We start from the raw sequence: 23,756 nt of genomic DNA, 5'->3' as shown, positions 1-23,756 counted from the left end.
CCGGTCGTGCGGGCCGCCGGTCGCGGCGCCGCACCCTGCTCCCCCGAGCCCGGGAAGTCTGTCTCGCTCACGCGGAGTCGCCCTCGCGCATCGGGACGCGGACGCCGCGCTCGTCGGCGACCGTCTCGGCGATGTCGTAGCCGGCGTCGACGTGGCGGATGACGCCCATGCCCGGGTCGTTGGTGAGGACGCGGCGGATCTTCTCGCCGGCCAGCGCGGTGCCGTCGGCGACCGTGACCTGGCCCGCGTGGATCGAACGGCCCATGCCGACGCCGCCGCCGTGGTGGATGGAGACCCAGGAGGCACCGGAGGCCACGTTGACCATGGCGTTGAGCAGCGGCCAGTCGGCGATCGCGTCGGAACCGTCCAGCATGGCCTCGGTCTCGCGGTACGGGGAGGCAACCGAGCCGCAGTCGAGGTGGTCGCGGCCGATGGCCAGCGGCGCAGCGAGGGTGCCGTCGGCGACCATCTCGTTGAAGCGCTCGCCGGCCTTGTCGCGCTCGCCGTAGCCGAGCCAGCAGATGCGCGCGGGCAGGCCCTGGAAGTGGACGCGCTCGCCGGCCATCTTGATCCAGCGGTGCAGGGACTCGTTCTCCGGGAAGAGCTCCAGCATGGCCTTGTCGGTCTTGTGGATGTCCGAGGCCTCGCCGGACAGGGCGGCCCAGCGGAAGGGGCCCTTGCCCTCGCAGAACAGCGGGCGGATGTAGGCCGGGACGAAGCCGGGGAAGGCGAAGGCGCGGTCGTAGCCGGCCAGCTGGGCCTCGCCGCGGATGGAGTTGCCGTAGTCGAAGACCTCGGCGCCGGCGTCCATGAAGCCGACCATGGCCTCGACGTGCTTGGCCATGGACTCGCGGGCCCGGGTGGTGAAGCCGGCCGGGTCCTTGGCGGCGTAGGAGGCCATGTCGTCGAAGTCGACGCCGACGGGCAGGTACGCGAGCGGGTCGTGGGCCGAGGTCTGGTCGGTCACGATGTCGATGGGCGCGCCCTCGGCCAGCATCTGCGGGAGCAGCTCGGCGGCGTTGCCGAGGAGGCCGATGGAGAGCGGCTTGCGGGCGTCACGGGCTTCGACCGCCAGCTGGAGGGCGTGGCGCAGGTTGTCGGCCTTGACGTCCAGGTAGCGGTGCTCGATGCGGCGGTCGATGGCGCGCGGGTCGACGTCGATGCAGATCGCGACGCCGTCGTTCATCGTCACGGCCAGCGGCTGGGCGCCGCCCATGCCGCCGAGGCCGGCGGTGAGGGTGATGGTGCCGGCCAGGGTGCCGCCGAACTTCTTCGCGGCGACGGCGGCGAAGGTCTCGTAGGTGCCCTGGAGGATGCCCTGGGTGCCGATGTAGATCCAGGACCCGGCGGTCATCTGGCCGTACATGGTCAGGCCCAGGTTCTCCAGGCGGCGGAACTCCTCCCAGTTGGCCCAGTCGCCGACGAGGTTGGAGTTGGCGAGCAGGACGCGCGGCGCCCACTCGTGGGTCTGCATCACGCCGACCGGGCGGCCGGACTGGACCAGCATCGTCTCGTCCTGCTTGAGGGTCTGCAGGGTGCGGACCATCGCGTCGTACGAGCGCCAGTCGCGGGCGGCCTTGCCGGTGCCGCCGTAGACGACGAGCTTGTCGGGGTGCTCGGCGACCTCGGGGTCGAGGTTGTTCTGCAGCATGCGCAGGGCGGCTTCCTGCTGCCATCCCAGGGTGCTGAGCTCGGTGCCTCGCGCGGCACGTACGGGGCGGGGTCCTGACATGGCGTTGCCTCCTCCGATGTTGGTCAATCTATTCACATACTCCCGCCCTGAATAGATTCAGTCAACAGCTGCGGGCGGCCCCGTCGAATGATGGGATGGCGAACATGGGCACCGAGGACGCCGCCGAGAGCGCCACCGAGAGCGCTGCCGCGCGCCGCGATCTGGCCGTACGAGCCGCCGTCGAGCAGGGGATCGTCGGCGGGACCGACCCCGCGCCACCCCTGGTCTGCCTGCTGGACACGGCCGGGATCCGCGCCTCCGCCGCCGCCCTGACCGATGCCTTCGCCACCGCCCCTCCGCCCGCCGCCCCCGTGTTGCACACCTTCGCCGTCAAGGCCTGCCCGCTCGTCCCGGTGCTGCGGCTGCTCGCCGACGCCGGGCTGGGCTGCGAGGTGGCGAGCCCCGGCGAGCTGGCACTGGCCCGGGCCGCGGGGGTCCCCGCCGACCGGATCGTCCTGGACTCCCCCGCCAAGACCGGGGCCGAGCTCCGCGAGGCCCTGGTGCTCGGCGTCGCCGTCAACGCCGACAACCGGCAGGAGCTGGAGCGGCTCGACGCGCTCGTCGGCCGGGCGCCGGCCGCGTCCCCGATCGGCGTCCGGATCAATCCGCAGACCGGCGCCGGAACCATCGACGCCCTGTCCACGGCCACCGCGAGCTCGAAGTTCGGCATCGCCCTGCGCGACCCCGGCGCCCGCGAGTGGCTCGTACGGGCCTACCTGGACCGGCCGTGGCTCACCCGCCTGCACGTCCACTCGGGCTCCCAGGGCGTTCCCCTGTCCCTGATCGCGGAAGGCGTACGGGACCTGCACGCGCTCGCCGAGGAGATCAACGCGGCGGCCGGCCGGCGGCAGGTCGACACCCTCGACATCGGCGGCGGCCTGCCGGTGAACTTCGCCTCGGACGAGGAGCACCCCACCCACGCGCAGTACGTGGCCGCCCTGCGCGGGGCGGTCCCCGCCCTCTTCGACGGCTCGTACGGCCTGGTCACGGAGTTCGGCCGGTCCCTGCTGGCCAAGCACGGCCTGGCGCTGGCCCGGGTGGAGTACACCAAGACCAGCGGATCCCGGCCGATCGCGCTCACCCACGCCGGGGTCCAGCTGGCGACCCGCACCGCGTACGCCCCGGCGGCCTGGCCGGTGCGGATCCTGCCCTACGACGCGAAGGGCTCCCCGAAGACCGGCGACCCGGTGGCCCAGGACGTCGCGGGCCCGGCCTGCTTCGCGGGCGACCTGCTCGCCTCGGCCCGCGAGCTGCCGTCGCTCGCCCCCGGCGACCTGATCGGGATCCCGGACACCGGCGCGTACTTCTTCACGGCCCACTACGGCTACAACAGCCTGCCCCGCCCGGCGGTCTACGGTTTCGCGGTGGGCCCGCAGGGCCGGGTCCGATTCAGCCTCGCCAGGCCGGCGCAGGACCTCGCCGAGATCGTGGCCGAGGCAGGCGGAGACCTGCGGGACGCACTGCTCTGACCGGACCGCTCTGGGGCCCGTCACCCGAACAGGTGATTTCGTCCGGATTCCTCTCATCACACGGAACTCGCTGTGACAGTTCGGCTACGGCTCAACCCATGCGGTACCTGATAGTCCTCCTCGGGACGGCAGCTGCGTTCGGCTTCTGCTTCGCCCTGGCCCACTGGGACCCCTTCGACTGGCTGCCGGACGGGAAGGGCAGCGGCGTGGAGGTCGCCTCGGCCTTCGCCGGCGCCATGGCGACAGCGGCCCCCGGCGCGTGGTGGGCCGTCGGCAGGCGGCCCAAGGCCGTGCGCCAGCGCCTGCGCGCCAGGGAGAACAGCGATGTGATCCAGGAGAGCGGAATCGCGGACCCCGACGAGGTGGACCAGGACCTCGACGCCGCCCCCGGCGCGGTGGTCCGGCAGACCGGCGGGAGGGCCGCGCCATAGCCCTCCGCAAGCGGTCGCGGCAGCAGCTCACGGCCCACCGGAACAGCCAGGTCACACAGGTGGCCGGGGACTACGTGGTCCACCGGGCCGACACCCCGGCCGCGCCGAACGCACTGCGCGCCCTGCCCCAGGCGCCCGACGTGCTGTCCGGGCGCGAGGAGGCCATCGGCGAGCTGCTGAAGACGCTGGCACCCGACGGAAGCAGGGCCACCGTGGTCTCCGGCCTGGCCGGGGCCGGGAAGACCGCGCTGGCGCTGACCGTGGCCCAGCAGGTCATGCAGGAGGGCTGCTTCGAGGGCGGGGTCCTGTTCGTCGGGCTGCGCGGCTACCTCCCGAACGGCGCGCTCGGCGGCGGCCAGGCGGTCTCCCTGCTCCTGGGCGAGCTGGGAATCCGCGACGAGGACGTCCCGCCGACGCCGGAGGGACGGCTGGCGCTGTACCGCTCTGAGCTGGCCGCGCGGGCGGCCGAGGGGCGCCGAGTGCTGATCGTGGCCGACGACGCAGGCGAGATCGGGCAGGTACGCGACCTGGATCCGACGGGCTCGGGCCGCTGGCGCATGCACGACCTGGTGCGGTTGTACGCGGCGGAGCTGGCACGCCGGCACGCGGAAGAGGACGGGTGGGACGCCGCCGCCGAGCGCCTGATCTGCCTGTACGGGGCGTTGCTGGTGGGGTCCGACGGCCACCTCCGGGGCCGGACCGACGAGGAGTGGTCCGCGCACGTACCCGATGCGACCACGGCGTTGCAAGTGCTCGACGAGGAGCGGGACAACCTCATCGCGCTGGTCCCCTTCACCGCGGCCCTCGGCAAGTCGGCCGACGTGAACGGATTCTGCGCGTACCTGCAGACCTACCTCCGTCGGCGCAGGCTCTTCCAGGAGGCGGTCGCACTCAACCGGCTGAGCCTCGCGGAGGCGGAGCGCTCCGGTGACGCCGCGGCGCGGAACGGGACCCTGCGCAACCTCGCGATGGCCGTCGCCCAAGTCGGCAAGTTCGAGGAGGCCGCCGCCCTGCGGGAGCGGTTCGCGCCCCCGGACCCCGGGGAAACCCCGCACGAGAGGGCGGGCCGCCTGCTGAACGAGGCGAGCCTCGCACTGATCTCCGGCCGCACGGACCAGGCGGTCGCTGCCGCGGAGGAGAGCCTGCGCCTCTTCGGCGACCTGGGCGACCGGCGGAGCGAAGGGGAGGCGTGGAGCAACCTCGGCATCGCCCTCCAGGAGCAGGGGCGCTGCGAGGAGGCGGTCGCCGCCCAGGAGAGGGCCAACACCATCCTCTCGGAGGCCGGACATCCGCACTCGGCAGCCGCGGCGAGACGCAATCTGGGCGGGGCGCTCAGCGCGGCCGGGCGCCATGAGGCGGCCATCACGGCCTATGAGCAGGCCGTGGCGATGTTCGCGGAGCTCGCGGAGGTCCACGAAGTGGGCGTGGCTTTCGCCGGGCTGGCCGAGGCTCTGGACCGCGCCGGCCGCGCCCGGGCCGCCGTCGAAGCCCACGGGAAGGCCGTCCGGTGCTTCCGGCACACGGGCGACCAGCGGGGCGAGGCGCATGCGCTGGTCATGCACGGCATCGCGCTGGCCGGACTCCGGGACTTCGAGGGCGCCGCTCTGGTCCACGAGCGGGCGTGCACGCTGTCCGAGGACATCGGCGACCGCTCCGGGGCGGGCTATGCGCAGTTCTGCCTGGCCAGTGCGCTCAGCCAGAGCGGCCGGGCCGACGAAGCGCGGGCCGCGCTGCTGCGGTCCGCCTCCGCCTACGCGGAGGCGGGGGACGAGGCGAGGTCCCGGCTGGCCACCCTCATGTTCGAAGGCATCCGCAGCCGGCCGAACCGCAGGAGAGGCCGCCGCGCGGGTCGCCTCCTGCGCCGCCGGGGCCGCCCCGCCGCCCCCGAGGAGCCGTAGGAAGTGCCCGCGGCACAGGGCAAAGACGCAAGCCAGGGCTCGGGCGGATAAGGGGCCCTACTCCACGAACAGGCCGCGGGCCGCGGCCCGCGCGTCGAAGGCCTCCAGCCGCGCCTGGGCGTCCGGCAGGGCGTCCGCCATCGACTCCAGCAGCACCCGGCCCAGCAGCATCGGCGCACACGCCGTGTCGAAGGCCAGCCCGGTGCCGACCTGCGCCGGAATCAGTAGGTCCGAGTGACGGGCCACGGGGGCGAAGGCCGAATCGGCGACCGTCACCACGGTGAGGCCGGTCCGACGCGCGCGTTCCAGCGTGTCCACGACCTCCCGGGGATGGCGGGGCAGCGCGAAGCAGAGCAGCGCCGTGGCCCCTTCGTAGCGCGCCGCGTCGATGCGGTCCTCCATCATCGAGCCGCCCTCGTCGAGGAGCCGGACGTCCGGGTGGACCTTCGACGCGAAGTACGCGAACCCGCGCGCCTGGGACGAGGCCGCCCGCAGCCCGAGCACCAGCAGCGGGGTCGAGGCGGCGAGCAGCCGCCCCGCCTCCTGGACCGGCGCGGGATCGGCGAGCATGGCGGCCAGCTGCCGCAGGTTCTCGATCTCGCCCAGAACGGCCTGCTGGTACTCGTTGTACGAGTCCTCGTGCGCGGCCTCGGGCCGCTCGGCGGGGGCCACCTCGCGCAGGTGGCGGCGGAGCGCGGGATATCCGTCGAAGCCCAGCGCCACGGCGAACCGGGTCACCGAGGGCTGGCTCACCCCGGCCAGTTCGGCGAGCTCGACGCTCGACAGGAAGGGCACCTCCGCCGCCCCGCGCACCATGCAGTGCGCGATCCGCCGCTGGGTCGGCGTCAGCCGGTGCCCCTCGAACAGCTTCTGCAGCCGCGCGGCCGGGCTGTCACTCATCCCGTCCCCTCCGTCCCGGTGAAATATTCAGTCACGGAGCACTCTGCATGCGGTTATGCAGCAGGGCAAGCCGTGCCCGGGATCCGGATACGGGGGCTAGCCGCAGTGCCGGGCCCCGCCGGGGTTCCTACGGTGGGGTCATGGACGCGCATGCCCAAGACCTGAAGAAGGAATTCGACGCGACGATGGACGCCCGGCGCGAGCTGGGCCCGGAGTACGAGGCCGCGCTCGTCGATTCGTTCGTCGAGAAGGTCGACACGCAGGTCCGGCGCCGACTCGCGGAGGAACGGCTGTCCGCGGCCCGCGGTGGCGGCCGGGCGCCCTCGGACGCACCGGGGGACGGGAACCTCGGCGAACGCTTCGGCTTCGCGATCATCACCCTGGTGCTGGCGATCCCCCTGTCGGCGATCGCCGCCACGCAGGCGCGGCTGCCGGGGCTGATCGTCACCTGGGTGGGGATCGTGGGCGTGAACTTCATCCACGCCCATCGCCTCCGCCGCGGTACGCAGGACCCCCGGGACTGACCCCCCACCCCACCGCACGGGCGAACCGAGCTCGAGAAAAATGGAACGCGCGGGGACCGCCGCACCCTCGGTCGCCCGAGGGGCGGGACGACGGCGGTCCCCGCGAAGGACACGGCCGGGTCAGGGCCGTCCGCGTCCGTGGCGCAAGCGCAGTCCGGGAGCCGCTCCGGAGGTACGCGCACACCGTTCCGTGGTGCCGGCCGGGTTCCGGTCTCCCGGACTTCCCTGCCGACAACCACCACTGTGCCCGAGCCGTGTTAAGCGGGTGCTGCCGTCACGTGTCATGCCCGTACCGTTTGCGCGAAGGCCGCGCCACGGGCCGGTTGCCCGGGGCGGGGAGGCGGGCCGTGGGCCCGCGCCCCTCCCCGAGCGGGCCGGGGCTACTTCGCGGACTTGGCGAGGAAGGCCAGCAGGTCCTGACGGCTCACCACACCAGTGGGCTTGCCCTCGACCAGCACGATCGCCGCGTCCGCCTCGCCGAGCACCGCCATCAGTTCGGACACCGGCTCGCCGGAGCCGACCTGCGGCAGCGGAGAGCTCATGTGCTTCTCCAGCGGGTCGGTCAGGGAGGCCCGCTGGGCGAACAGCGCCGCCAGGAGCTCCTTCTCGACCACGGAGCCGATGACCTCGGCGGCCATCACGTCCGGGTGACCGGCGCCCGGCTTGACGATCGGCATCTGCGAGACGCCGTACTCGCGCAGGACCTCGATGGCCTCGCCGACGGTCTCCTCGGGGTGCATGTGGACGAGGGAGGGGATGCCGCCCTCCTTGTCGTTCAGCACGTCGCCGATGCGCGCGGCGGGGCCGGCCTCCTCCAGGAAGCCGTGTCCCGCCATCCACTCGTCGCTGAAGATCTTGCTGAGGTAGCCGCGACCGCTGTCCGGCAGCAGGACGACCACCACGTCGTCCGGCCCGAGGCCCTCGGCGGCCTTGAGCGCGGCCACGACGGCCATGCCGCAGGAGCCGCCGACGAGCAGGCCCTCCTCCTTGGCGAGGCGGCGGGTCATCTGGAAGGAGTCCTTGTCGGACACCGCGATGATCTCGTCGGTGACGTTCGGGTCGTAGGCGGTCGGCCAGAAGTCCTCGCCCACGCCCTCGACGAGGTACGGGCGGCCGGAGCCGCCGGAGTAGACCGAGCCCTCGGGGTCGGCGCCGATGACCTTGACTTTCCCGCCGCTGACCTCCTTGAGGTAGTTGCCGGTACCGGAGATCGTGCCGCCCGTGCCGACGCCCGCGACGAAGTGGGTGATCTTCCCGTCCGTCTGGTCCCACAGCTCGGGGCCGGTGGTCTCGTAGTGCGAACGGGGGTTGTTCGGGTTGCTGTACTGGTCGGGCTTCCAGGCGCCGGGCTCGCGCGCAAGGCGGTCGGACACGTTGTAGTACGAGTCCGGGTGCTCGGGGTCGACGGCGGTCGGGCAGACCACGACCTCGGCGCCGTACGCGCGCATCACGTTGATCTTGTCCATGGATACCTTGTCAGGGCAGACGAAGATGCACTTGTAGCCCTTCTGCTGGGCCACGATGGCGAGTCCTACACCCGTGTTGCCGCTGGTCGGCTCCACGATGGTGCCGCCGGGCTTGAGGGCTCCGCTCTGCTCGGCGGCCTCGATCATCCGTACGGCGATCCGGTCCTTCACGGATCCACCGGGATTGAAGTACTCGACCTTCGCAAGGACGGTGGCCTGCAGGCCTTCGGTCACACGGTTGAGCTTCACCAGCGGGGTATTGCCGACGAGGCTGATCATCGAGTCGTGGAATTGCACCATGTTCTCCAAGGAGGGGACTCCACGGGTTCTCCGGGAGGTCTGGCCAGAGTATGCGGAAAGGGATTGGCCGACCGTCCGTACGGGGCAGGTAGGGATCAATGAGGACCGAGGAGGTGGCCTGAAGGATGTCCAGGGCGAGAACAGCCCGCCGGATCGCGGCGGGGGCGGCGTACGGCGGAGGCGGACTCGGACTGGTCGGGGCCGCCGCGGTCGGGCTGGTGGTGGCCGAGATGCAGTTCGCCAGGCGGGCGGTGGGCTCGGGGCTGCCGGAGCCACCGCGTGCCGATGGGCTGTACGGGAGCGAATTCGGCGGGCCGGAGCAGAGCCCGGGGCCGCTGCGGCTGGGCATGCTGGGTGATTCCACGGCCGCGGGACTGGGCGTGCGGCGGGCCCGGCAGACTCCGGCGGCCCTGATGGCCTCCGGGCTGGCCGCGGTGGCCGAGCGGCCGGTCGAGCTGCGCAACGTGGCCCTTTCGGGGGCCATGTCGGACGACCTGGACCGGCAGGTCGGCTTGCTGTTGGACGGCCCCTGGCCGCCCCCGGACGTCTGCGTGATCATGATCGGCGCGAACGACGTGACCCGCCGGATGCCGCCGACCCAGTCGGTGCGGATGCTCACCTCGGCCGTGCGCAGGCTGCGCATGGCCGGCTCCGAGGTCGTCGTGGGCACCTGCCCGGACCTGGGCACGATCGAGCCGGTCTACCAGCCGCTGCGCTGGCTGGCGCGCCGGGTCTCGCGCCAGCTGGCCGCCGCGCAGACCATAGGAGTGGTCGCGCTGGGTGCCCGTACGGTCTCGATGGGAGACCTGCTCGGACCGGAGTTCGCCGCGAACCCGCGCGAGATGTTCGGCCCGGACTCCTACCACCCGTCGGCCGAGGGGTACGCGACGGCCGCCATGGCCGTGCTGCCGACCCTGTGCGCGACACTGGGCCTGTGGCCGGAGTCGGACCGGCTGGACGTGTCCCGGGACGAGGACATGCTGCCGGTGGCGAAGGCCGCGTCGGCCGCGGCGGGCCAGGCGGGCACGGAGGTCACGGCCGTCCGCGGCCCCTGGGTGCTGCTCAAGCACCGCCGCCGGCGGCGGGTGCCGGCGACGGACCCGGCCCAGCCGGTGGTGCCGTAGGCCCTGGCCGGGCGATCCGAGCGGGTTCGGGCCGCCCGCCGCGACGCCCGGACCGCGTCTCGTTCGGCGCCCACGGCCCGATGCCGCGGGCGAGTGCGGCCCGTGTCACACGCCCCGGCCGGTGACCTGGACCGTACGGGGCGGTAACTTCGCTTGCGGTCCCGCTCAGAGCCGCAACACACTCTTGGAGTCCCGATGCCCGAAGCCGTCATCGTTTCCACCGCCCGCTCCCCCATCGGGCGCGCCTTCAAGGGGTCCCTCAAGGACGTGCGGCCGGACGACCTGACCGCGACGGTCATCCAGGCCGCCCTGGCCAAGGTCCCCGGGCTGGACCCGCGCGAGATCGACGACCTGATGCTCGGCTGTGGCCTGCCCGGCGGCGAGCAGGGCAACAACCTGGCCCGCATCGTGGCCGTGCAGATGGGCATGGACTTCCTGCCCGGCACCACCATCACCCGTTACTGCTCCTCCTCGCTGCAGACCTCCCGGATGGCCCTGCACGCCATCAAGGCGGGCGAGGGCGACGTGTTCATCTCCGCGGGCGTGGAGACGGTGTCGCGGTTCGCGAAGGGCAACTCGGACTCCTGGCCCGACACCCACAACCCGTTCTTCGGGGACGCCGAGGCCCGTACGGCCGCCGTCGCCGAGAGCGAGGGCTCGTCCTGGCACGACCCGCGCGAGGACGGACTCGCCCCCGACGCGTACATCTCGATGGGCCAGACCGCCGAGAACCTGGCCCGCCTGAAGGGCGTGACCCGCCAGGACATGGACGAGTTCGGCGTCCGCTCCCAGAACCTGGCCGAAGAGGCCATCAAGAACGGCTTCTGGGCCCGCGAGATCACCCCGATCACCACCCCGGACGGCACGGTCGTCTCCACGGACGACGGCCCGCGCGCCGGCGTGACCCTGGAGGGCGTGCAGGGCCTCAAGCCCGTCTTCCGCCCCGACGGCCTGGTCACGGCCGCCAACTGCTGCCCGCTCAACGACGGCGCCGCGGCGCTGGTCATCATGAGCGACACCAAGGCCCGCGAGCTGGGCCTGACCCCGCTGGCCCGGATCGTCTCCACCGGTGTCACCGGTCTCTCCCCCGAGATCATGGGCCTGGGCCCGGTCGAGGCGTCGAAGCAGGCCCTGAAGCGGGCCGGGCTGACCGTCGGCGACATCGACCTCTTCGAGATCAACGAGGCCTTCGCGGCCCAGGTCATCCCGTCGTACCGGGACCTTGAGATCCCCCTCGACAAGCTGAACGTCAACGGTGGAGCCATCGCCGTCGGTCACCCCTTCGGGATGACCGGTGCGCGCATCACCGGCACCCTGATCAACGGCCTGCAGTTCCACGACAAGCAGTTCGGTCTGGAGACCATGTGCGTGGGCGGCGGCCAGGGCATGGCCATGGTCATCGAGCGGCTGAGCTGAGCCGTAGCGGAGGGTAGGGGTCGCGTGAGGGACGAACGCGGCACCTGCCCGCAGCGGTGGCGAAGCCCAGCGCGACCGAGAAAACGGCGGCTGAGCTCATTGGATCAAGAGCGACCCCAGGCGCCGCAAGGGATCCGGATGGATCCCTTGCGGCGTACTGACACCGGATCTAACCCGGTCGCGGCCGACCTGTGACCAAATTTCCCCCAGGATGTGACCTATCTCCTGGGGGATCGGTGTTTATGCAGGTCAAGGCTGGTACAGATGCGGCGTGTGTGACGAAAGCCCTGTCCATTTCGTGACGTAATGCACTGCACGCCATTCCCAGGTCGGGACACTCTGATGTAGGAAGTCGGGGGATCGAATCACCTCAGGAGTTAGTCAGTGAGCGCCATGTCTCTTGCCCTGCTGCTGACCACGGCCGCTGCCACGGCCGTGGGCGCTGCTGCGCTGCACGCCGTCCATGGTCTGCGCAAGCAGGTCGCCGCCCTGCGCACTGAGCTGTCGGTGCCGGTCCACCCCCGCGGTGCGACCGTCCCGCACGCCCGCAGCGCCGTGGAGTCCCCCGCCGCGGAGATACGAGCCGCCGTGGCGGAAGCCCTCGCCGAGGAGCGCGAGCGCGAGCTCGCCGAAGCGCGGGCCTTCTGGGCCGCGCAGGAGGCCCGTGACGCCGCCGACGCCCCCTCGCTGCTGGGCGGTCTGTCCGGGCTCGGCGAGGACAGCCCGGTCTTCCTGCCCCGGCAGGCCGACCTGGTGGGGCTGGAGCCCGTGCTCGGCGAGGAGATCCTCGACGAGCTCCCCGGGTATCCCGAGGATTCGGCCGAGCTGGCCGCCGCGCGCCGGCGCCACCCCTCGCACCCCGACTTCGTACCGGTCCAGGCCTCGCACCCCGGCGCCGACCACGAGCGCACCGTGAACCGCCTGGAGGAGCTCGCGGAGGCCCGTACGGCCCTCGCGGACGTCCGCCCGGGCCCGCTCGGCACGCTCGACGTGTACGTCTTCACCGACGGCACGACGCTGTGCATGACCCCGGGACACCGGGAGACCGCGGAGCGCCTTGCCGAGGCCCTGCGCTCGGGCACCGCGCCGGTCCTGCTCGGCGGCTCGGGCATCTCCGGCGCCTATGCGCTGACCTTCTCCTGCGGTGACGCCGAGGACCCCGACAGCAACGTCTACATCCTCGCGGACCGCGTCATCGCATCGCTCTGATCTCCGCCTGCTCCACCAGCCGCACGGCCTCGTCCAGCTCCTCTGACGGGGCCGTCGTGCTGTCCGGGGCCGGGTCTGCGGCGCGCAGTGCTTCGGCGAGGTCCAGCCCGGTCACCGCCACCTGATCGCCGACCGCGAAGAGGCCGGCGTCCGGCACCTCCTTCGGCTCCTGCCCGGGCGTCTCGATCCGCTGGGCCCGTACGGAGAGTTCGCGGGCCAGGTCCAGTGCCGCGGCGGCGGCGCCCTGCTGCAGGCGACTCTGCGGCGCGGCCCGCAGCCGGTCGGCGAAACGTTCCACGACGGCGGTCAGGGGCGAAGTATCAAGCACCCGGCCGACCTTACGCGCCGCCCGGGCACCATTGCCAACGGGCGAACTCTCCGGCACGGTGGCGTGAAGAGAACAGCACGGCAAACCTTCCGGAGGCGCCCATGTCCGTAGAGTTCTCCGAGCAGACACACCGCAACATGATCGACAGAATCCCCCAGACCACCGGTCGTGAAGTGTCCGACTGGCTCCGCACCGTGGACGACGGCCCCTCACTCGTCCGGTTCGAGGAGAAGGTCAGCTGGCTCCGCGGCGCGCACGAGCTGTCGTACGGCCAGGCCAAGGCGATCATCCACGAGTACGACCTGCGCAGAGCCGCACGCCGGTTCGGCTGAGCCCCCTCCCCCGATACCCCGACCGTCCCCGCACCCTGGATGCGGGAAGGCCCCGCGAGCGGTGCTCGCGGGGCCTTCCCCGTGCGGGTGCGCAGACCGGTGACCGGCCTGCGGGTCCTGCTAGTCGTCGCCCGAGAGGATCGAGAAGATGCGCAGCATCTCGACGTAGATCCACACCAGGGTCATGGTGAGGGCGAAGGCCGCCAGCCAGGCCTCCTCGCGCGGGGCACCGTAGGCGATGCCGTCCTCGACCTGCTTGAAGTCGAGGGCGAGGAAGCAAGCGCCGAGGATGACGCCGATGGCGCCGAACAGCAGGCCGAGGCCGCCGCTGCGGAAGCCGAGGCCGTCACCGCCGCCGACGATCGCGACCAGCGAGTTCACGAGCATGAGCAGGATGAAGCCCAGCGCCGCCGCCATCACGAAGCCGTAGAAGCGGCGGGTGACGCGGATCCAGCGCATCTTGTACGCGAAGAGCACGGCGGCGAAGACGCACATCGTGCCCATCACGGCCTGCATGACCACGCCGGGACCGAGGTACGTGCTGACGGCCGCGCTGATCACGCCGAGGAAGACGCCCTCGAAGGCCGCGTAGGCCAGGATCAGGCCCGGGGAGGGCTTGCTCTTGAAGGACTGGACGATCACCAGGACGAAGGCGATGAGGGCCGCGCCGATGGCGATGCCGTACGACACTCCGAGGTTGTCCGGGTCGACCGGTAGCGCGATCCAGGCGAGGGTCGCCGTCGCGATGAGCGTGCCGAGCGTCATGGCCGTACGGCTCACGACGTCGTCCATGGTCATCACGTTGGCGCGGGCCGGGGCCTGCGGCATGCCGGTGGTCGGGTCGGCCGCATACGGGTTCGTCGCGTACGGGTTGGTCCCGGCCTGCTGTGCCTGCGCGTCAAAGCCCGCGTAGCCACCGTTGTCGCGGCTGAACCCCCGTCGCGAGAAGACCGGGTTACTGCTCCTCATCTCACTCCTCCGTGGCCACCGAGCGCGGCCTTGCATCAAGAGTAATGCGCTCGCAAAAGAAGCACCCTACTGCTGGAGGAGGATCTTAAGAGAGGCCACGACGGAGCGCAGTAAATAAAAGAGGAATCCGCACGTCCGCTCACCGGCCGGACCGGCCGGGTGCAGACGATCCGGGTCGGATCACGCGGTCGCCGTCGCCACGGAAGACTTCGGGGTCCCGTGCGGGGAGACGAGCGCCACCCACGTGTTCCGCCGCGTTCCCGATCCCGGAATCGGCCGCGCCCCCACGGGGTCGGTCATGCGGGCCGGACACCGTTCCATTGATGGTGCCCGGAGCCGGACTTGAACCGGCACGGCCCGAAGGCCAGCGAGGTTTAAGCTCGCCGTGTCTGCATTCCACCATCCGGGCAAGGCGTGGCGGCCCCCGTAAAAAAGCCTTGAACGCTGAACCGAGCCTATCCGGATCGCTCCCCCCACCAACCTGCGAACTTTCCGATGTTGTCTGATTTTATTGGCGCTTGAGGGTTCGTCAGGGCCCAGAAACCGCGGTCGGCCCGCTCTGGCCGTCGGTCATGACCTGTGTGGGAATGACGGGATTTCGATGGCCCACGCCACCCCCCTGCGCCACCCTCCCCGCCACCCCGGGTGATCGCCCTCGAGTCAGGTCCCCGTCATACCAGAGGAGGACACGCGCCCGCCCGCCGTCAGACTCCAGTGGGCCGAAGAACAGGCACGGCGGCTGATCCGGGGCGGGGGTACTCGCGGCGAGGATGGAAGCGTCCCGCACAGCAGACCGAGGAGCCGTCCCGTGACCACCATGAACTACGCCCCGCACACCGCCCAGGCCGTGGCCGCCCGCGCCACCGACCTCTCCAAGGTGTACGGCCAGGGCGAGACCCAGGTGGTCGCCCTCAACAAGGTCTCGGTGGACTTCGCGCAGGGGCAGTTCACCGCGATCATGGGCCCCTCGGGCTCCGGCAAGTCCACGCTGATGCACTGCGTCGCCGGACTCGACACCTTCTCCTCGGGCTCCGTCCGCATCGGCGACACCGAACTGGGCAGCCTCAAGGACAAGCAGCTCACCCAGCTCCGCCGGGACAAGATCGGCTTCATCTTCCAGGCCTTCAACCTGCTGCCGACCCTGACGGCCCTGGAGAACATCACGCTCCCCATGGACATCGCCGGCCGCAAGCCCGACCAGCAGTGGCTGAACTCCGTGATCGACATGGTCGGCCTCTCGGGCCGCCTCTCCCACCGCCCCACCCAGCTCTCCGGCGGCCAGCAGCAGCGCGTGGCCGTGGCCCGCGCCCTGGCCTCCCGCCCCGAGATCATCTTCGGCGACGAGCCCACCGGAAACCTCGACTCCCGCTCCGGCGCCGAAGTCCTCGGCTTCCTGCGCAACTCGGTGCGCGAGCTCGGCCAGACCGTCGTGATGGTCACCCACGACCCGGTCGCCGCCTCCTACGCAGACCGCGTCATCTTCCTCGCCGACGGCAAGATCGTCGCCGAGATGTTCGACCCCACCGCCGACGGCGTGCTGGACCGCATGAAGGCCTTCGACGCCAAGGGCCGCACCAGCTGACCCGGGATCTCCTCCCCGGCCCTCTTCCAGACTTCCAGCCCCAGGACTGAGATCCCCCATGTTCCGTACCGCCCTGCGCAACGTCCTCGCGCACAAGGCCCGACTGCTGATGACGGTGCTCGCCGTCACCCTCGGCGTCGCCTTCGTCTCCGGCACCCTCGTCTTCACCGACACCCTCAGCAAGGCCATGTCCAACCAGTCCGCGAAGTCCTACGAGGGCGTCGCGGTCTCGATCACCGACGGCGGCGCCAGCCGCGGCGAAGACGGCGGCAAGGAGGGCGACCCCGGCATCAGCCAGCAGACCCTCGACAAGGTCAGGGCGCTCCAGGGCGTCGACTCCGCCTCCGGCCGGGTGACCGGATTCGCCGGCGTCGGCGACGAGAACGGCAAGCTGATCGGCTCCGGTTGGTCCAACGCCGGCTCCAACTTCGCCCCCGCCAAGGACGGCAAGGACCCGCGCTACACCTTCACCGACGGCTCCGGCCCGGCCAAGGCCGACCAGGTCGCCCTCGACAAGGACAGCGCGGCCAAGGGCAAGTACCGGGTCGGCGACAAGATCCGTGTCGCCACCAACGGCCCGGTCCAGGAGTTCACCCTCTCCGGCGTCTTCACCACCGAGGACGGCGCGGTCAACGCGGGCGGCAGCCTGGTCCTCTTCGACACCGCGGTCGCCCAGGAGCTCTACCTCCAGCCCGGCTTCTACAGCGAGGTCTCCGTCGCCGCCAAGGCCGGCACCGGCGCCGACCAGCTGCTGACCCAGATCAAGCCGCTGCTGGGCGAGAACTCCCACGCGCAGACCGGCGCGGCCCTCGCCGCCGAGCAGGCCAAGTTCATCGAGCAGGCCATGTCCGGCATGAGCCAGGGCCTGCTGATCTTCGCCGGGGTCTCCCTCTTCGTCGGCATCTTCCTGATCTACAACACCTTCACGATGCTGGTCGCCCAGCGCACCAAGGAACTGGCCCTGCTCCGCGCCGTCGGCGCCAACCGCGGCCAGGTCAAGCGCTCGGTCCTCGCCGAGGCCGCCGTGGTCGGCTTCATCTCCTCGGTCATCGGTCTGGCCGCCGGCATCGGCCTGGCGGTCGCGATGCGCTCTGCGATGGGGCTCCTCGACGCCAAGATCCCCGCCGGCGACCTGATCATCGCGCCGACGACGGTCGTGACGGCCCTGGTCATCGGCGTCGTCATCACCATGCTCGCCGCCTGGCTGCCGGCCCGCCGCACCACCAAGATCGCCCCGGTCGCCGCCATGGGCAGCGCCCACCTCCCGGCGACCATGAAGTCCCTGGTGCTGCGCAACTCCATCGGCAGCGTGCTCGCCCTCATCGGCATCGGGGTGGTCCTGCTCGGCGTGAGCCAGAAGAGCGACGGTCGCACGACCATCGCCGCCGGCGCGTTCTTCCTGGTCATCGGCCTGTTCGTGCTGCTGCCGATGCTGTCCCGCCCGGTGATCGCCGCGGTCCGCCCGCTGCTGGAGAAGGTCTTCGGCGTCGCCGGCAAGCTGGCCGCGCAGAACGCGCTCCGCAACCCGCGCCGCACCGCGGTCACCGCAGCCTCCCTGACCATCGGCCTGACCCTGGTCACCGCCATGTCGGTGATCGGCATCACCGTCGGCCAGGCCGTCGACAAGACCACCACGCAGAACATCAAGGCCGACTACCGGGTCACGATGGCCGGCGAGGGCATGAACCTCGACAAGTCCGTCCTCCCCGCCCTGGAGAAGGGCAAGGGCGTCGTCGCGGTCTCCCCGAGGACCCGTGAGATCGTCAAGCTCGGCGACACCGGCCAGCTGGTCAACGGCGTCAACCCGGCCGGTCTCTCCCAGCTGCTGAACGTCCACACCACCAGCGGCGACCTCGCCGCCCTGGGCGAGGGCAAGCTGATGGTCTCCGCCGAGGAGGCGAAGAAGAAGGGGCTGAAGGTCGGCTCCACCCTCGACGCCCAGTACGACGACGGCCAGAAGGGCAAGCTCCAGGTCGGCGCGATCTTCGACGGCAAGGGCCAGCTGGACGACTACGTCCTCGACAACAAGATCCTGGCCTCGCACAACGAGACCCAGTACCTGCCCGAGGTCCTCGTCAAGACCGACGGCGGCGCCTCCGCGGCGAACCAGCAGGTCGTCGTCGACGCCCTCGGCAAGAACCCGGCCATCAAGGTCGCCGACAAGGCCGGCATCCGCAACGAGATGGCCGGCCAGGTGAACACCGCCCTGAACATCATGTACGGCCTGCTCGGCATGGCCCTGATCATCGCGGTGCTCGGCGTGATCAACACCCTCGCGATGTCGGTATACGAGCGCCAGCAGGAGATCGGCATGCTGCGCGCCGTCGGCCTGGACCGCGGCAGGGTCAAGAACATGATCCGGCTGGAGGCCGTGGTGATCTCGCTCTTCGGCGCGGTCCTCGGCATCGGCGTCGGCGTCTTCCTCGCCTGGGCCGGCGGCAAGACCATCGCCGGCTCCGTCCCGGGCTACGAACTGGTCATCCCCTTCGACCGGATCGGGATCTTCTTCGTACTCGCCGGACTGGTCGGTGTGCTGGCCGCCATGTGGCCGGCCCGCAGCGCCGCCCGCCTGAACATGCTCACCGCCATCAAGACGGAGTAGCAACGGCAGGGACAGCGGAAGGGCCCCGGGGCGTGTCGCCCCGGGGCCCTTCCGCTTCCGCGCCCGTGCCCGCACCCGTGCAGTGGCCCTGCTAGACCGTTTCTGCGTCCCAGGTGCGCAGCCGCAGCGGCAACCGGGCGTCCCCGGCGGCCGTGGGCCGCACCGCCAGCACCTGGTTGACGCCCAGTCGGCCCCGCTCGAAGCCGAGCGCGCAGGCCGCCATGTAGAGCTGCCAGACCCGGGCCCGCCCGGGCGAGGTCAGTCGGACCGCCTCCGCCCAGTGCTCCTCCAGTCGGGCCACCCAGGCCCGCAGGGTCAGCCCGTAGTGCTCGCGCAGCGCCTCCACGTCGCGGACCTCGAAGCCGGCCCGCTCCAGCTCGCCGACGGTGGTGCCGAGCGGGGAGAGCTCGCCGTCGGGGAAGACGTAGGCGTCGATGAACTCGTCGATCCGGTAGGCCTCCTCGTCCGGCTCCGGCGGACGGGCGATCTGGTGGTTCAGCAGCCGCCCGCCGGGGCGCAGCAGGGCGTGCAGGGTGCGGGCGTACTCCCGGTAGCGGTCGGCCCCGACGTGTTCGGCCATCCCGATGGAGGAAATGGCCTCGTACGGCCCGTCCTTGACGTCCCGGTAGTCCTGGATCCGGATGTCCACCAGGTCGGTCAGTCCCCCGTCCGCGACCCGCTTGCGGGCGTACGCGGCCTGCTCGCGGGAGAGCGTGACGCCGGTAACCCGGACCCCGTACTCCCGGGCCGCGTGCAACGCCATGGAGCCCCAGCCGCAGCCGACGTCGAGCAGCCGCTCCCCGGGGCGCAGGGCGAGCTTGCGGCAGACCAGGTCGAGCTTGTCGCGCTGGGCCCGTTCCAGGGTGGAGCCGGGGCTCCAGTAGGCGCAGGAGTACACCATCGAGGGGCCCAGCACCCGTTCGTAGAAGTCGTTTCCGACGTCGTAGTGGTGGCTGACGGCCCGGCGGTCCCGGCCCTTGCTGTGGCGTGGCCCGCCCCGTCTGGCCGCCTCCTCGGCGGGCGGCGCGGGCGGCGGCAGCGGTCCGGCGAGGGCGATGAGTTCGCGCGCGGCGGCGCGGTGGGCGGCGTCGCGCCACCTCGCCCCCGGCAGGTCGCGCAGCGCGGGGAGCCCGGCGCGGCGGGCGATGCTCCCGAAGGCCGCGCCCGGGCCGGGCCCGGGCTGGGCCGTGGAGACGGCGGGGTGGACGGGCGGCAGGTCCGGCTCGCGTTCCCACAGCAGGCCCGCCACCCGGTCCAGTAGATCGAACAGATTGCCTTCGACCGTCAGTTCGCCGGCCACCCAGGCCCGGGCCAGCCCCAGCTCGCCGGGCCTCCACAGCATCCGGCGCACGGCGCGGCGGTCGTGGATGACGAGCACGGGGCCGTCGGGCGGGCCCGCCTCGCTGCCGTCCCAGGCCCGCACGCGTACCGGTAGCGGGGCACCCAGCAGGGTCTCGGCAACAACGGCGAGCCGCGGCGCGGCGTCGGTCATGGCGCACCTCCACAAAAGCTCCGACCCCTCCGTCTACCCGTCCCGGGCTCCGGGTACGCCGAAGGGGCCGCCCGCACCACGGATGGCGGGCGGCCCCTTCGGGGTCGTACAGGTCGTGCAGGTCGTGCAGGTCGTGCAGGTGGAGCGGACGGAGCAGGTGAGCCGGGTGGGGCTCAGGCCCCGCCGGTCACACCGGTCAGGCCTTGGCCTTCGCTGCCGGGGCAGCGGCGGCGGCCGGGGCCGGCGCCGGCTTGGCGGCCTCGTAGAACTCCTCGCGGGGGGTCTCCAGCGCGCCGAGGGAAACGACCTCGCGCTTGAGGAACATCGCGAGGGTCCAGTCGGCGAAGACGCGGATCTTGCGGTTCCAGGTCGGCATGGCCATGCCGTGGTAGCCACGGTGCATGTACCAGGCCAGCCGGCCCTTGAGCTTGATCTTCGTCTTGCCCATGACGATCATCGCGACGCCCTTGTGGAGGCCGAGACCCGCCACCGCGCCCTTGTTGGAGTGCGAGTACGGGTGCTGCGGGAAGCCCCGCATGCCCGAGATCACGTTGTCGCCGAGGACCTTGGCCTGGCGCAGCGCGTGCTGGGCGTTCGGCGGGCACCAGGCGTTCTCGACGCCGGCCTTGCGGGCGGCGACGTCCGGGACCTGGGCGTTGTCGCCGGCGGCCCAGATGTAGTCGGTGCCCGTGACCTGGAGGGTCGGCTGGGCGTCCACGTGGCCGCGGGGGCCGAGCGGCAGGCCGTAGCGGGCCAGCGCCGGGTTCGGCTTGACGCCGGCGGTCCACACGATGGTGTTGGAGTCGACCTCGAGGCCGTTCTTCAGCACCACGTGGCCGTCCACGCAGGAGTCCATGGAGGTGCTGAGGTAGATCTCGATGCCGCGGGACTCCAGGTGCTCCTTGCCCCAGGCGCCGAGCTTGGGCCCGACCTCGGGAAGGATCTTGTCGGCCGCGTCGACCAGGATGAAGCGCATGTCCTCGCGCTTGATCGTGGAGTAGTACTTCGCGGCGTCCCGGGCCATGTCCTCGACCTCACCGATGGTCTCCGCACCGGCGAAGCCGCCGCCGATGAAGACGAAGGTGAGGGCCTTGCGGCGGACGTTCTCGTCCGTCGTGGACTCGGCCTTGTCGAGCTGCTCGAGGACGTGGTTGCGCAGGCCGATGCCCTCTTCGACGCCCTTCATGCCGATGCCCTGTTCGGCGAGGCCGGGGATCGGGAAGGTGCGGGAGACGGCGCCGAGCGCGATCACCAGGTAGTCGAAGGGCAGCTCGTACGCCTCGCCGACGAGCGGCGTGACGACGGCGACCTTGCGGTCCTGGTCGATGCTGGTGACCCGGCCGGTGAGGACCTCTGCCTTGGGCAGCACGCGTCGCAGCGGGACGACGACGTGCCGAGGCGAGATGCTGCCTGCGGCCACTTCAGGGAGGAAGGGCTGGTAGGTCATGTACGAGCGCGGGTCGACGACCGTGACGGTCGCCTCGCCGTAGCGCATCTTCTTCATGATGCGCTTGGCTGCGTACAGGCCTACGTACCCACCTCCTACAACGAGGATCCTGGGACGCTCCGTGGTGCTCATGGAACGAGTATCCAGCACCCAAAGGGGTGTCGCTCGTGAGCCCCTTCACAAGGGCTGAGAGACCCTCTGCTACACTCCGCCGCCCACGTGACGGAGGTCATGGCGCGCGACGGGAACCAGAAGGCGCCCGGAGTCGTTGTTCACCCGTCCTGAACTGGCCTCCAAGGCCAAAAGAGGACTGGACCACAGGGGTTCGTCCATACCTCCGACGCGGATCCCGTCACCCCCGTGGATCGCACGAACACACGCGAAAAAGGGCCTGAGGGCCTCCGGAAGACCCCGAAGGGCCCTTCCTTCGAGCCAACAGACCCCTTTTCCTTGTGAAGAACTTCACGAACTTGGTGTGGATCACGGGCCCAAGAGCCCTTCACAACCTACTTCGAAGGTCGTTCAGGCGATGGACCAAGCGATTCCATCGAGCATCTCCCTCCGAACCCACATCGATTCGGCACCGGACAGGCATGTGTACGCGCCCGCGCGTACGCTGGCGGCATGAGTGAGAACGCCGTGACCGTGCGTGAAGCCCGGGCCCACCTCGCGGACCACATCAACCGGGCGGAGCAGGGCACTCCGACCGTCATCACCCGTAACGGCGCCCCGGTGGCCGCCCTGGTTCCCCTCGCGGACTTCAACGCGCTCGAAGAGGCGGCCGAGGAACTCCTCGCACGCGAGGCGGAGGCCGTGCTGGCAGAAGGTGGACCGACCGTGACCATGGCCGAGTTGCTGGCCGACCTGTTCAGTGAGCGGGCAGACGGAGCGGCGTGAAGTGGTCGGCGACCGGCGCGACGTCCACCTCACCAGCTGAGTCCGGCAAGACGACGGTGCTGCGGTCGGCCGACCGCAGCACCGTCTTCCATCGATCCGGCAGGTCACACCCGCCGCTGGTCGGCCCCGGCCTCTTCTGCGGTCTTGATCGCGATGCCGTCGAGGATGTCGTGCTCCGACACGACGACCTCCGAAGCGCCGATGCGCTCCATGATCGCCAGCAGTACCAGCGCACCCGCTCCGATCACGTCCACCCGACCCGGATGCATGACGGGGATCGCCGCGCGCTCGGCGTGCGTCGCCGTCAGCATCCGCTCGCTGATCGCGCGCACCTGCTCGTAGGAGATCCGGGAGTGGTGGATCGCGGACGATTCGTACTCCGCCAGCCCCAGCGCGATCCCGGCGACCGTGGTCACCGAACCGGCCAGGCCCACCAGCGTGCGCGCCTCGGCCAGCGGGACGCCCTCGGCGGCCAGGTCCAGCGCCGCCTCGATGTCGGCGCGGATCGCGGCGACCTGCTCGGCGGTCGGCGGGTCGGTGACGACCCCGTCCACCACCAGGTGCCGCTCGGTCATCCGGACGCAGCCGATGTCCACGGACCGCGCGGCCCGTACGTGCTCCTCGCCGACCACGAACTCGGTCGAACCGCCGCCGATGTCCACCACCAGGAACGGCCGCGGAAGGTGCTCGTGCGCCGCGAGCTCCTTGGTGGCACCGACGAAGGAGAACTCCGCCTCCTGGTCACCGGAGATCACCTCGGGCTCGACCCCCAGGATGTCCAGGACGCCCCGGACGAAGTCCGCCCGGTTCTCGGCATCCCGGGAGGCGGAGGTCGCCACGAAGCGCACCCGCTCCGCACCGAACTCCTTGATCACTCCCGCGTACTCGCGGCAGGCGGCGAAGGTGCGCTCCAGCGCCTCCGGGGCCAGGCGCCCGGTCCGGTCCACGTCCTGACCGAGCCGGACGATGGTCATCCGGCGGTCCAACTCGACCAGCTCGCCGGTGGCCGGCTCGTAGTCCGCCACCAGCAGCCGGATGGAGTTCGTACCGCAGTCGACGGCGGCGACCCGGGTCACGCCCGCGACCCCTCGTCGTCCGTCTTCTTCTCCCCGCACGGCACGACGCAGGCACCCTTGGCCCACCACTCCGGCAGCATCGCCAGGGCCTCGTCACCGAACGGGTTCACCCCGGGGCCGGCGGCCAGGGAGTGGCCGACCAGCACGTGCAGGCACTTCACCCGGTCCGGCATGCCGCCGGCGCTCGGGAAGCCCTGGAGCACCTCGATGGCGTCGCGCCGCTGGATGTAGTCCTCGTGGGCGGCCTGGTAGGCGGCGGCCAGTTCCTTGTCCTCGGCGAGCCGGGCCTGCATCTCCTTCATCACGCCGTTGGCCTCCAGCGTGCCGATCGCGGAGGCCGCGCGCGGGCACGTCAGGTAGTACAGCGTCGGGAAGGGGGTGCCGTCGGGGAGCCGCGGGGCGGTCTCCACCACGTCCGGCTGCCCGCAGGGGCAGCGGTGCGCGATGGCGCGCAGCCCGCGCGGCGGGCGGCCGAGCTGCTGCTCGAACGCCTCGATGTCCGCGTCGGTCGGCTCGGTCCGGTCGGTCTGGGGCGGGGGCGTCTGCATGCCTGGAGGAAGTC

Annotated in this window: 20 protein-coding genes and 1 tRNA gene; 11 read left to right on the top strand and 10 right to left on the bottom strand. The window is 71.4% G+C overall.

The genetic code is table 11. The features are described from left to right. Positions 1-67 precede the first annotated feature (67 nt). Complete coding sequence (gene hutU / locus OG207_RS26055) at positions 68-1,732, bottom strand: urocanate hydratase (RefSeq protein WP_329101363.1); 1,665 nt, start codon at positions 1,730-1,732, stop codon at positions 68-70. A 104-nt stretch (positions 1,733-1,836) separates the two neighbouring features. Here hutU and OG207_RS26050 point away from each other — a divergent pair, with 104 nt between their 5' ends. The 3 genes from OG207_RS26050 to OG207_RS26040 all read left to right on the top strand — a co-directional run bounded on the left by OG207_RS26050 (position 1,837) and on the right by OG207_RS26040 (position 5,530). Beyond that, complete coding sequence (locus tag OG207_RS26050; protein ID WP_443072872.1) at positions 1,837-3,201, top strand: diaminopimelate decarboxylase; 1,365 nt, start codon at positions 1,837-1,839, stop codon at positions 3,199-3,201. A 98-nt stretch (positions 3,202-3,299) separates the two neighbouring features. After that, on the top strand, positions 3,300-3,632 hold the full coding sequence (locus OG207_RS26045; protein WP_329101360.1) for a hypothetical protein: 333 nt from the start codon (positions 3,300-3,302) through the stop codon (positions 3,630-3,632). A 59-nt stretch (positions 3,633-3,691) separates the two neighbouring features. Further along, positions 3,692-5,530 (top strand): tetratricopeptide repeat protein, encoded by a 1,839-nt coding sequence (locus tag OG207_RS26040; protein ID WP_329101358.1) that lies wholly within the window; start codon positions 3,692-3,694, stop codon positions 5,528-5,530. A gap of 57 nt (positions 5,531-5,587) precedes the next feature. On the opposite strand, the gene OG207_RS26035 is transcribed toward OG207_RS26040, so the two are convergent. Further along, positions 5,588-6,430: a MurR/RpiR family transcriptional regulator gene (locus OG207_RS26035; protein WP_329101357.1), complete on the bottom strand. Its 843-nt coding sequence runs from the start codon at positions 6,428-6,430 to the stop codon at positions 5,588-5,590. A 140-nt stretch (positions 6,431-6,570) separates the two neighbouring features. Here OG207_RS26035 and OG207_RS26030 point away from each other — a divergent pair, with 140 nt between their 5' ends. After that, the gene (locus OG207_RS26030; protein ID WP_329101356.1) at positions 6,571-6,954 is read left to right on the top strand and encodes a hypothetical protein; all 384 of its coding nucleotides are present in this window, start codon (positions 6,571-6,573) and stop codon (positions 6,952-6,954) included. 380 nt (positions 6,955-7,334) lie between these two features. Here the strand turns inward: OG207_RS26030 and OG207_RS26025 are convergent, their stop codons facing one another. Beyond that, positions 7,335-8,717 (bottom strand): cystathionine beta-synthase, encoded by a 1,383-nt coding sequence (locus OG207_RS26025; protein ID WP_030016498.1) that lies wholly within the window; start codon positions 8,715-8,717, stop codon positions 7,335-7,337. 128 nt (positions 8,718-8,845) lie between these two features. Here OG207_RS26025 and OG207_RS26020 point away from each other — a divergent pair, with 128 nt between their 5' ends. The 3 genes from OG207_RS26020 (at position 8,846) to OG207_RS26010 (ending at position 12,469) form a co-directional block, all read left to right on the top strand. Continuing rightward, positions 8,846-9,844: an SGNH/GDSL hydrolase family protein gene (locus OG207_RS26020; protein WP_329101353.1), complete on the top strand. Its 999-nt coding sequence runs from the start codon at positions 8,846-8,848 to the stop codon at positions 9,842-9,844. A gap of 195 nt (positions 9,845-10,039) precedes the next feature. After that, positions 10,040-11,260 (top strand): acetyl-CoA C-acetyltransferase, encoded by a 1,221-nt coding sequence (locus tag OG207_RS26015; protein ID WP_329101351.1) that lies wholly within the window; start codon positions 10,040-10,042, stop codon positions 11,258-11,260. 393 nt (positions 11,261-11,653) lie between these two features. Further along, entirely contained in the window at positions 11,654-12,469 is an 816-nt protein-coding gene (locus tag OG207_RS26010; RefSeq protein WP_329107882.1) for a hypothetical protein, read from the top strand. Here OG207_RS26010 and OG207_RS26005 read toward each other — a convergent pair. Next, a complete protein-coding gene (locus tag OG207_RS26005; protein WP_329101348.1) occupies positions 12,453-12,797 on the bottom strand; it encodes a hypothetical protein in 345 nt (114 codons plus the stop codon). The genes OG207_RS26010 and OG207_RS26005 overlap by 17 nt on opposite strands. 101 nt (positions 12,798-12,898) lie before the next feature. Here OG207_RS26005 and OG207_RS26000 point away from each other — a divergent pair, with 101 nt between their 5' ends. Next, a complete protein-coding gene (locus OG207_RS26000) occupies positions 12,899-13,129 on the top strand; it encodes a DUF4287 domain-containing protein (RefSeq protein WP_030010339.1) in 231 nt (76 codons plus the stop codon). 120 nt (positions 13,130-13,249) lie between these two features. Here the strand turns inward: OG207_RS26000 and OG207_RS25995 are convergent, their stop codons facing one another. Further along, on the bottom strand, positions 13,250-14,098 hold the full coding sequence (locus tag OG207_RS25995; RefSeq protein WP_329101346.1) for a Bax inhibitor-1/YccA family protein: 849 nt from the start codon (positions 14,096-14,098) through the stop codon (positions 13,250-13,252). A 324-nt stretch (positions 14,099-14,422) separates the two neighbouring features. Then, positions 14,423-14,507, bottom strand: a tRNA-Leu gene (locus OG207_RS25990). Positions 14,508-14,915: 408 nt separating this feature from the next. Between OG207_RS25990 and OG207_RS25985 the strand changes: the two genes are divergently transcribed. Next, a complete protein-coding gene (locus OG207_RS25985; protein ID WP_329107880.1) occupies positions 14,916-15,680 on the top strand; it encodes an ABC transporter ATP-binding protein in 765 nt (254 codons plus the stop codon). Positions 15,681-15,738: 58 nt separating this feature from the next. Next, entirely contained in the window at positions 15,739-18,282 is a 2,544-nt protein-coding gene (locus OG207_RS25980) for an ABC transporter permease (protein WP_329101344.1), read from the top strand. Positions 18,283-18,373: 91 nt separating this feature from the next. On the opposite strand, the gene OG207_RS25975 is transcribed toward OG207_RS25980, so the two are convergent. Continuing rightward, complete coding sequence (locus OG207_RS25975) at positions 18,374-19,774, bottom strand: cyclopropane-fatty-acyl-phospholipid synthase family protein (RefSeq protein ID WP_329101342.1); 1,401 nt, start codon at positions 19,772-19,774, stop codon at positions 18,374-18,376. Between the two features lie 196 nt (positions 19,775-19,970). Continuing rightward, entirely contained in the window at positions 19,971-21,353 is a 1,383-nt protein-coding gene (locus tag OG207_RS25970; RefSeq protein WP_328790171.1) for an NAD(P)/FAD-dependent oxidoreductase, read from the bottom strand. Positions 21,354-21,845: 492 nt separating this feature from the next. On the opposite strand from OG207_RS25970, the gene OG207_RS25965 reads away from it, so the two are divergent. After that, complete coding sequence (locus tag OG207_RS25965) at positions 21,846-22,118, top strand: type II toxin-antitoxin system Phd/YefM family antitoxin (RefSeq protein WP_329101339.1); 273 nt, start codon at positions 21,846-21,848, stop codon at positions 22,116-22,118. A 104-nt stretch (positions 22,119-22,222) separates the two neighbouring features. Here OG207_RS25965 and OG207_RS25960 read toward each other — a convergent pair whose 3' ends face one another. Both OG207_RS25960 and OG207_RS25955 read right to left on the bottom strand, forming a co-directional pair. Next, complete coding sequence (locus OG207_RS25960; RefSeq protein WP_329101338.1) at positions 22,223-23,194, bottom strand: Ppx/GppA phosphatase family protein; 972 nt, start codon at positions 23,192-23,194, stop codon at positions 22,223-22,225. Further along, positions 23,191-23,742, bottom strand: coding sequence for a DUF501 domain-containing protein (locus tag OG207_RS25955; protein WP_329101336.1), 552 nt, complete (start codon positions 23,740-23,742; stop codon positions 23,191-23,193). The genes OG207_RS25960 and OG207_RS25955 overlap by 4 nt, the downstream gene beginning before the upstream one ends. Between the last annotated feature and the right edge of the window lie 14 nt (positions 23,743-23,756).

This window comes from Streptomyces sp. NBC_01439, assembly GCF_036227605.1.
Lineage (GTDB): Bacteria > Actinomycetota > Actinomycetes > Streptomycetales > Streptomycetaceae > Streptomyces.
Note: the sequence above shows the minus strand (reverse complement) of the source record. Positions and strands in the feature narration are given on the sequence as shown.

What these genes read in the sequence shown, in the direction of transcription:
- hutU (WP_329101363.1), bottom strand. Translation starts at nt 1,732, where the DNA reads ATGTCAGGACCCCGCCCCGTACGTGCCGCGCGAGGCACCGAGCTCAGC.
- OG207_RS26050 (WP_443072872.1), top strand. Translation starts at nt 1,837, where the DNA reads ATGGGCACCGAGGACGCCGCCGAGAGCGCCACCGAGAGCGCTGCCGCG.
- OG207_RS26045 (WP_329101360.1), top strand. Translation starts at nt 3,300, where the DNA reads ATGCGGTACCTGATAGTCCTCCTCGGGACGGCAGCTGCGTTCGGCTTC.
- OG207_RS26035 (WP_329101357.1), bottom strand. Translation starts at nt 6,430, where the DNA reads ATGAGTGACAGCCCGGCCGCGCGGCTGCAGAAGCTGTTCGAGGGGCAC.
- OG207_RS26030 (WP_329101356.1), top strand. Translation starts at nt 6,571, where the DNA reads ATGGACGCGCATGCCCAAGACCTGAAGAAGGAATTCGACGCGACGATG.
- OG207_RS26020 (WP_329101353.1), top strand. Translation starts at nt 8,846, where the DNA reads ATGTCCAGGGCGAGAACAGCCCGCCGGATCGCGGCGGGGGCGGCGTAC.
- OG207_RS26015 (WP_329101351.1), top strand. Translation starts at nt 10,040, where the DNA reads ATGCCCGAAGCCGTCATCGTTTCCACCGCCCGCTCCCCCATCGGGCGC.
- OG207_RS26010 (WP_329107882.1), top strand. Translation starts at nt 11,654, where the DNA reads ATGTCTCTTGCCCTGCTGCTGACCACGGCCGCTGCCACGGCCGTGGGC.
- OG207_RS26000 (WP_030010339.1), top strand. Translation starts at nt 12,899, where the DNA reads ATGTCCGTAGAGTTCTCCGAGCAGACACACCGCAACATGATCGACAGA.
- OG207_RS25995 (WP_329101346.1), bottom strand. Translation starts at nt 14,098, where the DNA reads ATGAGGAGCAGTAACCCGGTCTTCTCGCGACGGGGGTTCAGCCGCGAC.
- OG207_RS25985 (WP_329107880.1), top strand. Translation starts at nt 14,916, where the DNA reads ATGAACTACGCCCCGCACACCGCCCAGGCCGTGGCCGCCCGCGCCACC.
- OG207_RS25980 (WP_329101344.1), top strand. Translation starts at nt 15,739, where the DNA reads ATGTTCCGTACCGCCCTGCGCAACGTCCTCGCGCACAAGGCCCGACTG.
- OG207_RS25975 (WP_329101342.1), bottom strand. Translation starts at nt 19,774, where the DNA reads ATGACCGACGCCGCGCCGCGGCTCGCCGTTGTTGCCGAGACCCTGCTG.
- OG207_RS25970 (WP_328790171.1), bottom strand. Translation starts at nt 21,353, where the DNA reads ATGAGCACCACGGAGCGTCCCAGGATCCTCGTTGTAGGAGGTGGGTAC.
- OG207_RS25965 (WP_329101339.1), top strand. Translation starts at nt 21,846, where the DNA reads ATGAGTGAGAACGCCGTGACCGTGCGTGAAGCCCGGGCCCACCTCGCG.
- OG207_RS25955 (WP_329101336.1), bottom strand. Translation starts at nt 23,742, where the DNA reads ATGCAGACGCCCCCGCCCCAGACCGACCGGACCGAGCCGACCGACGCG.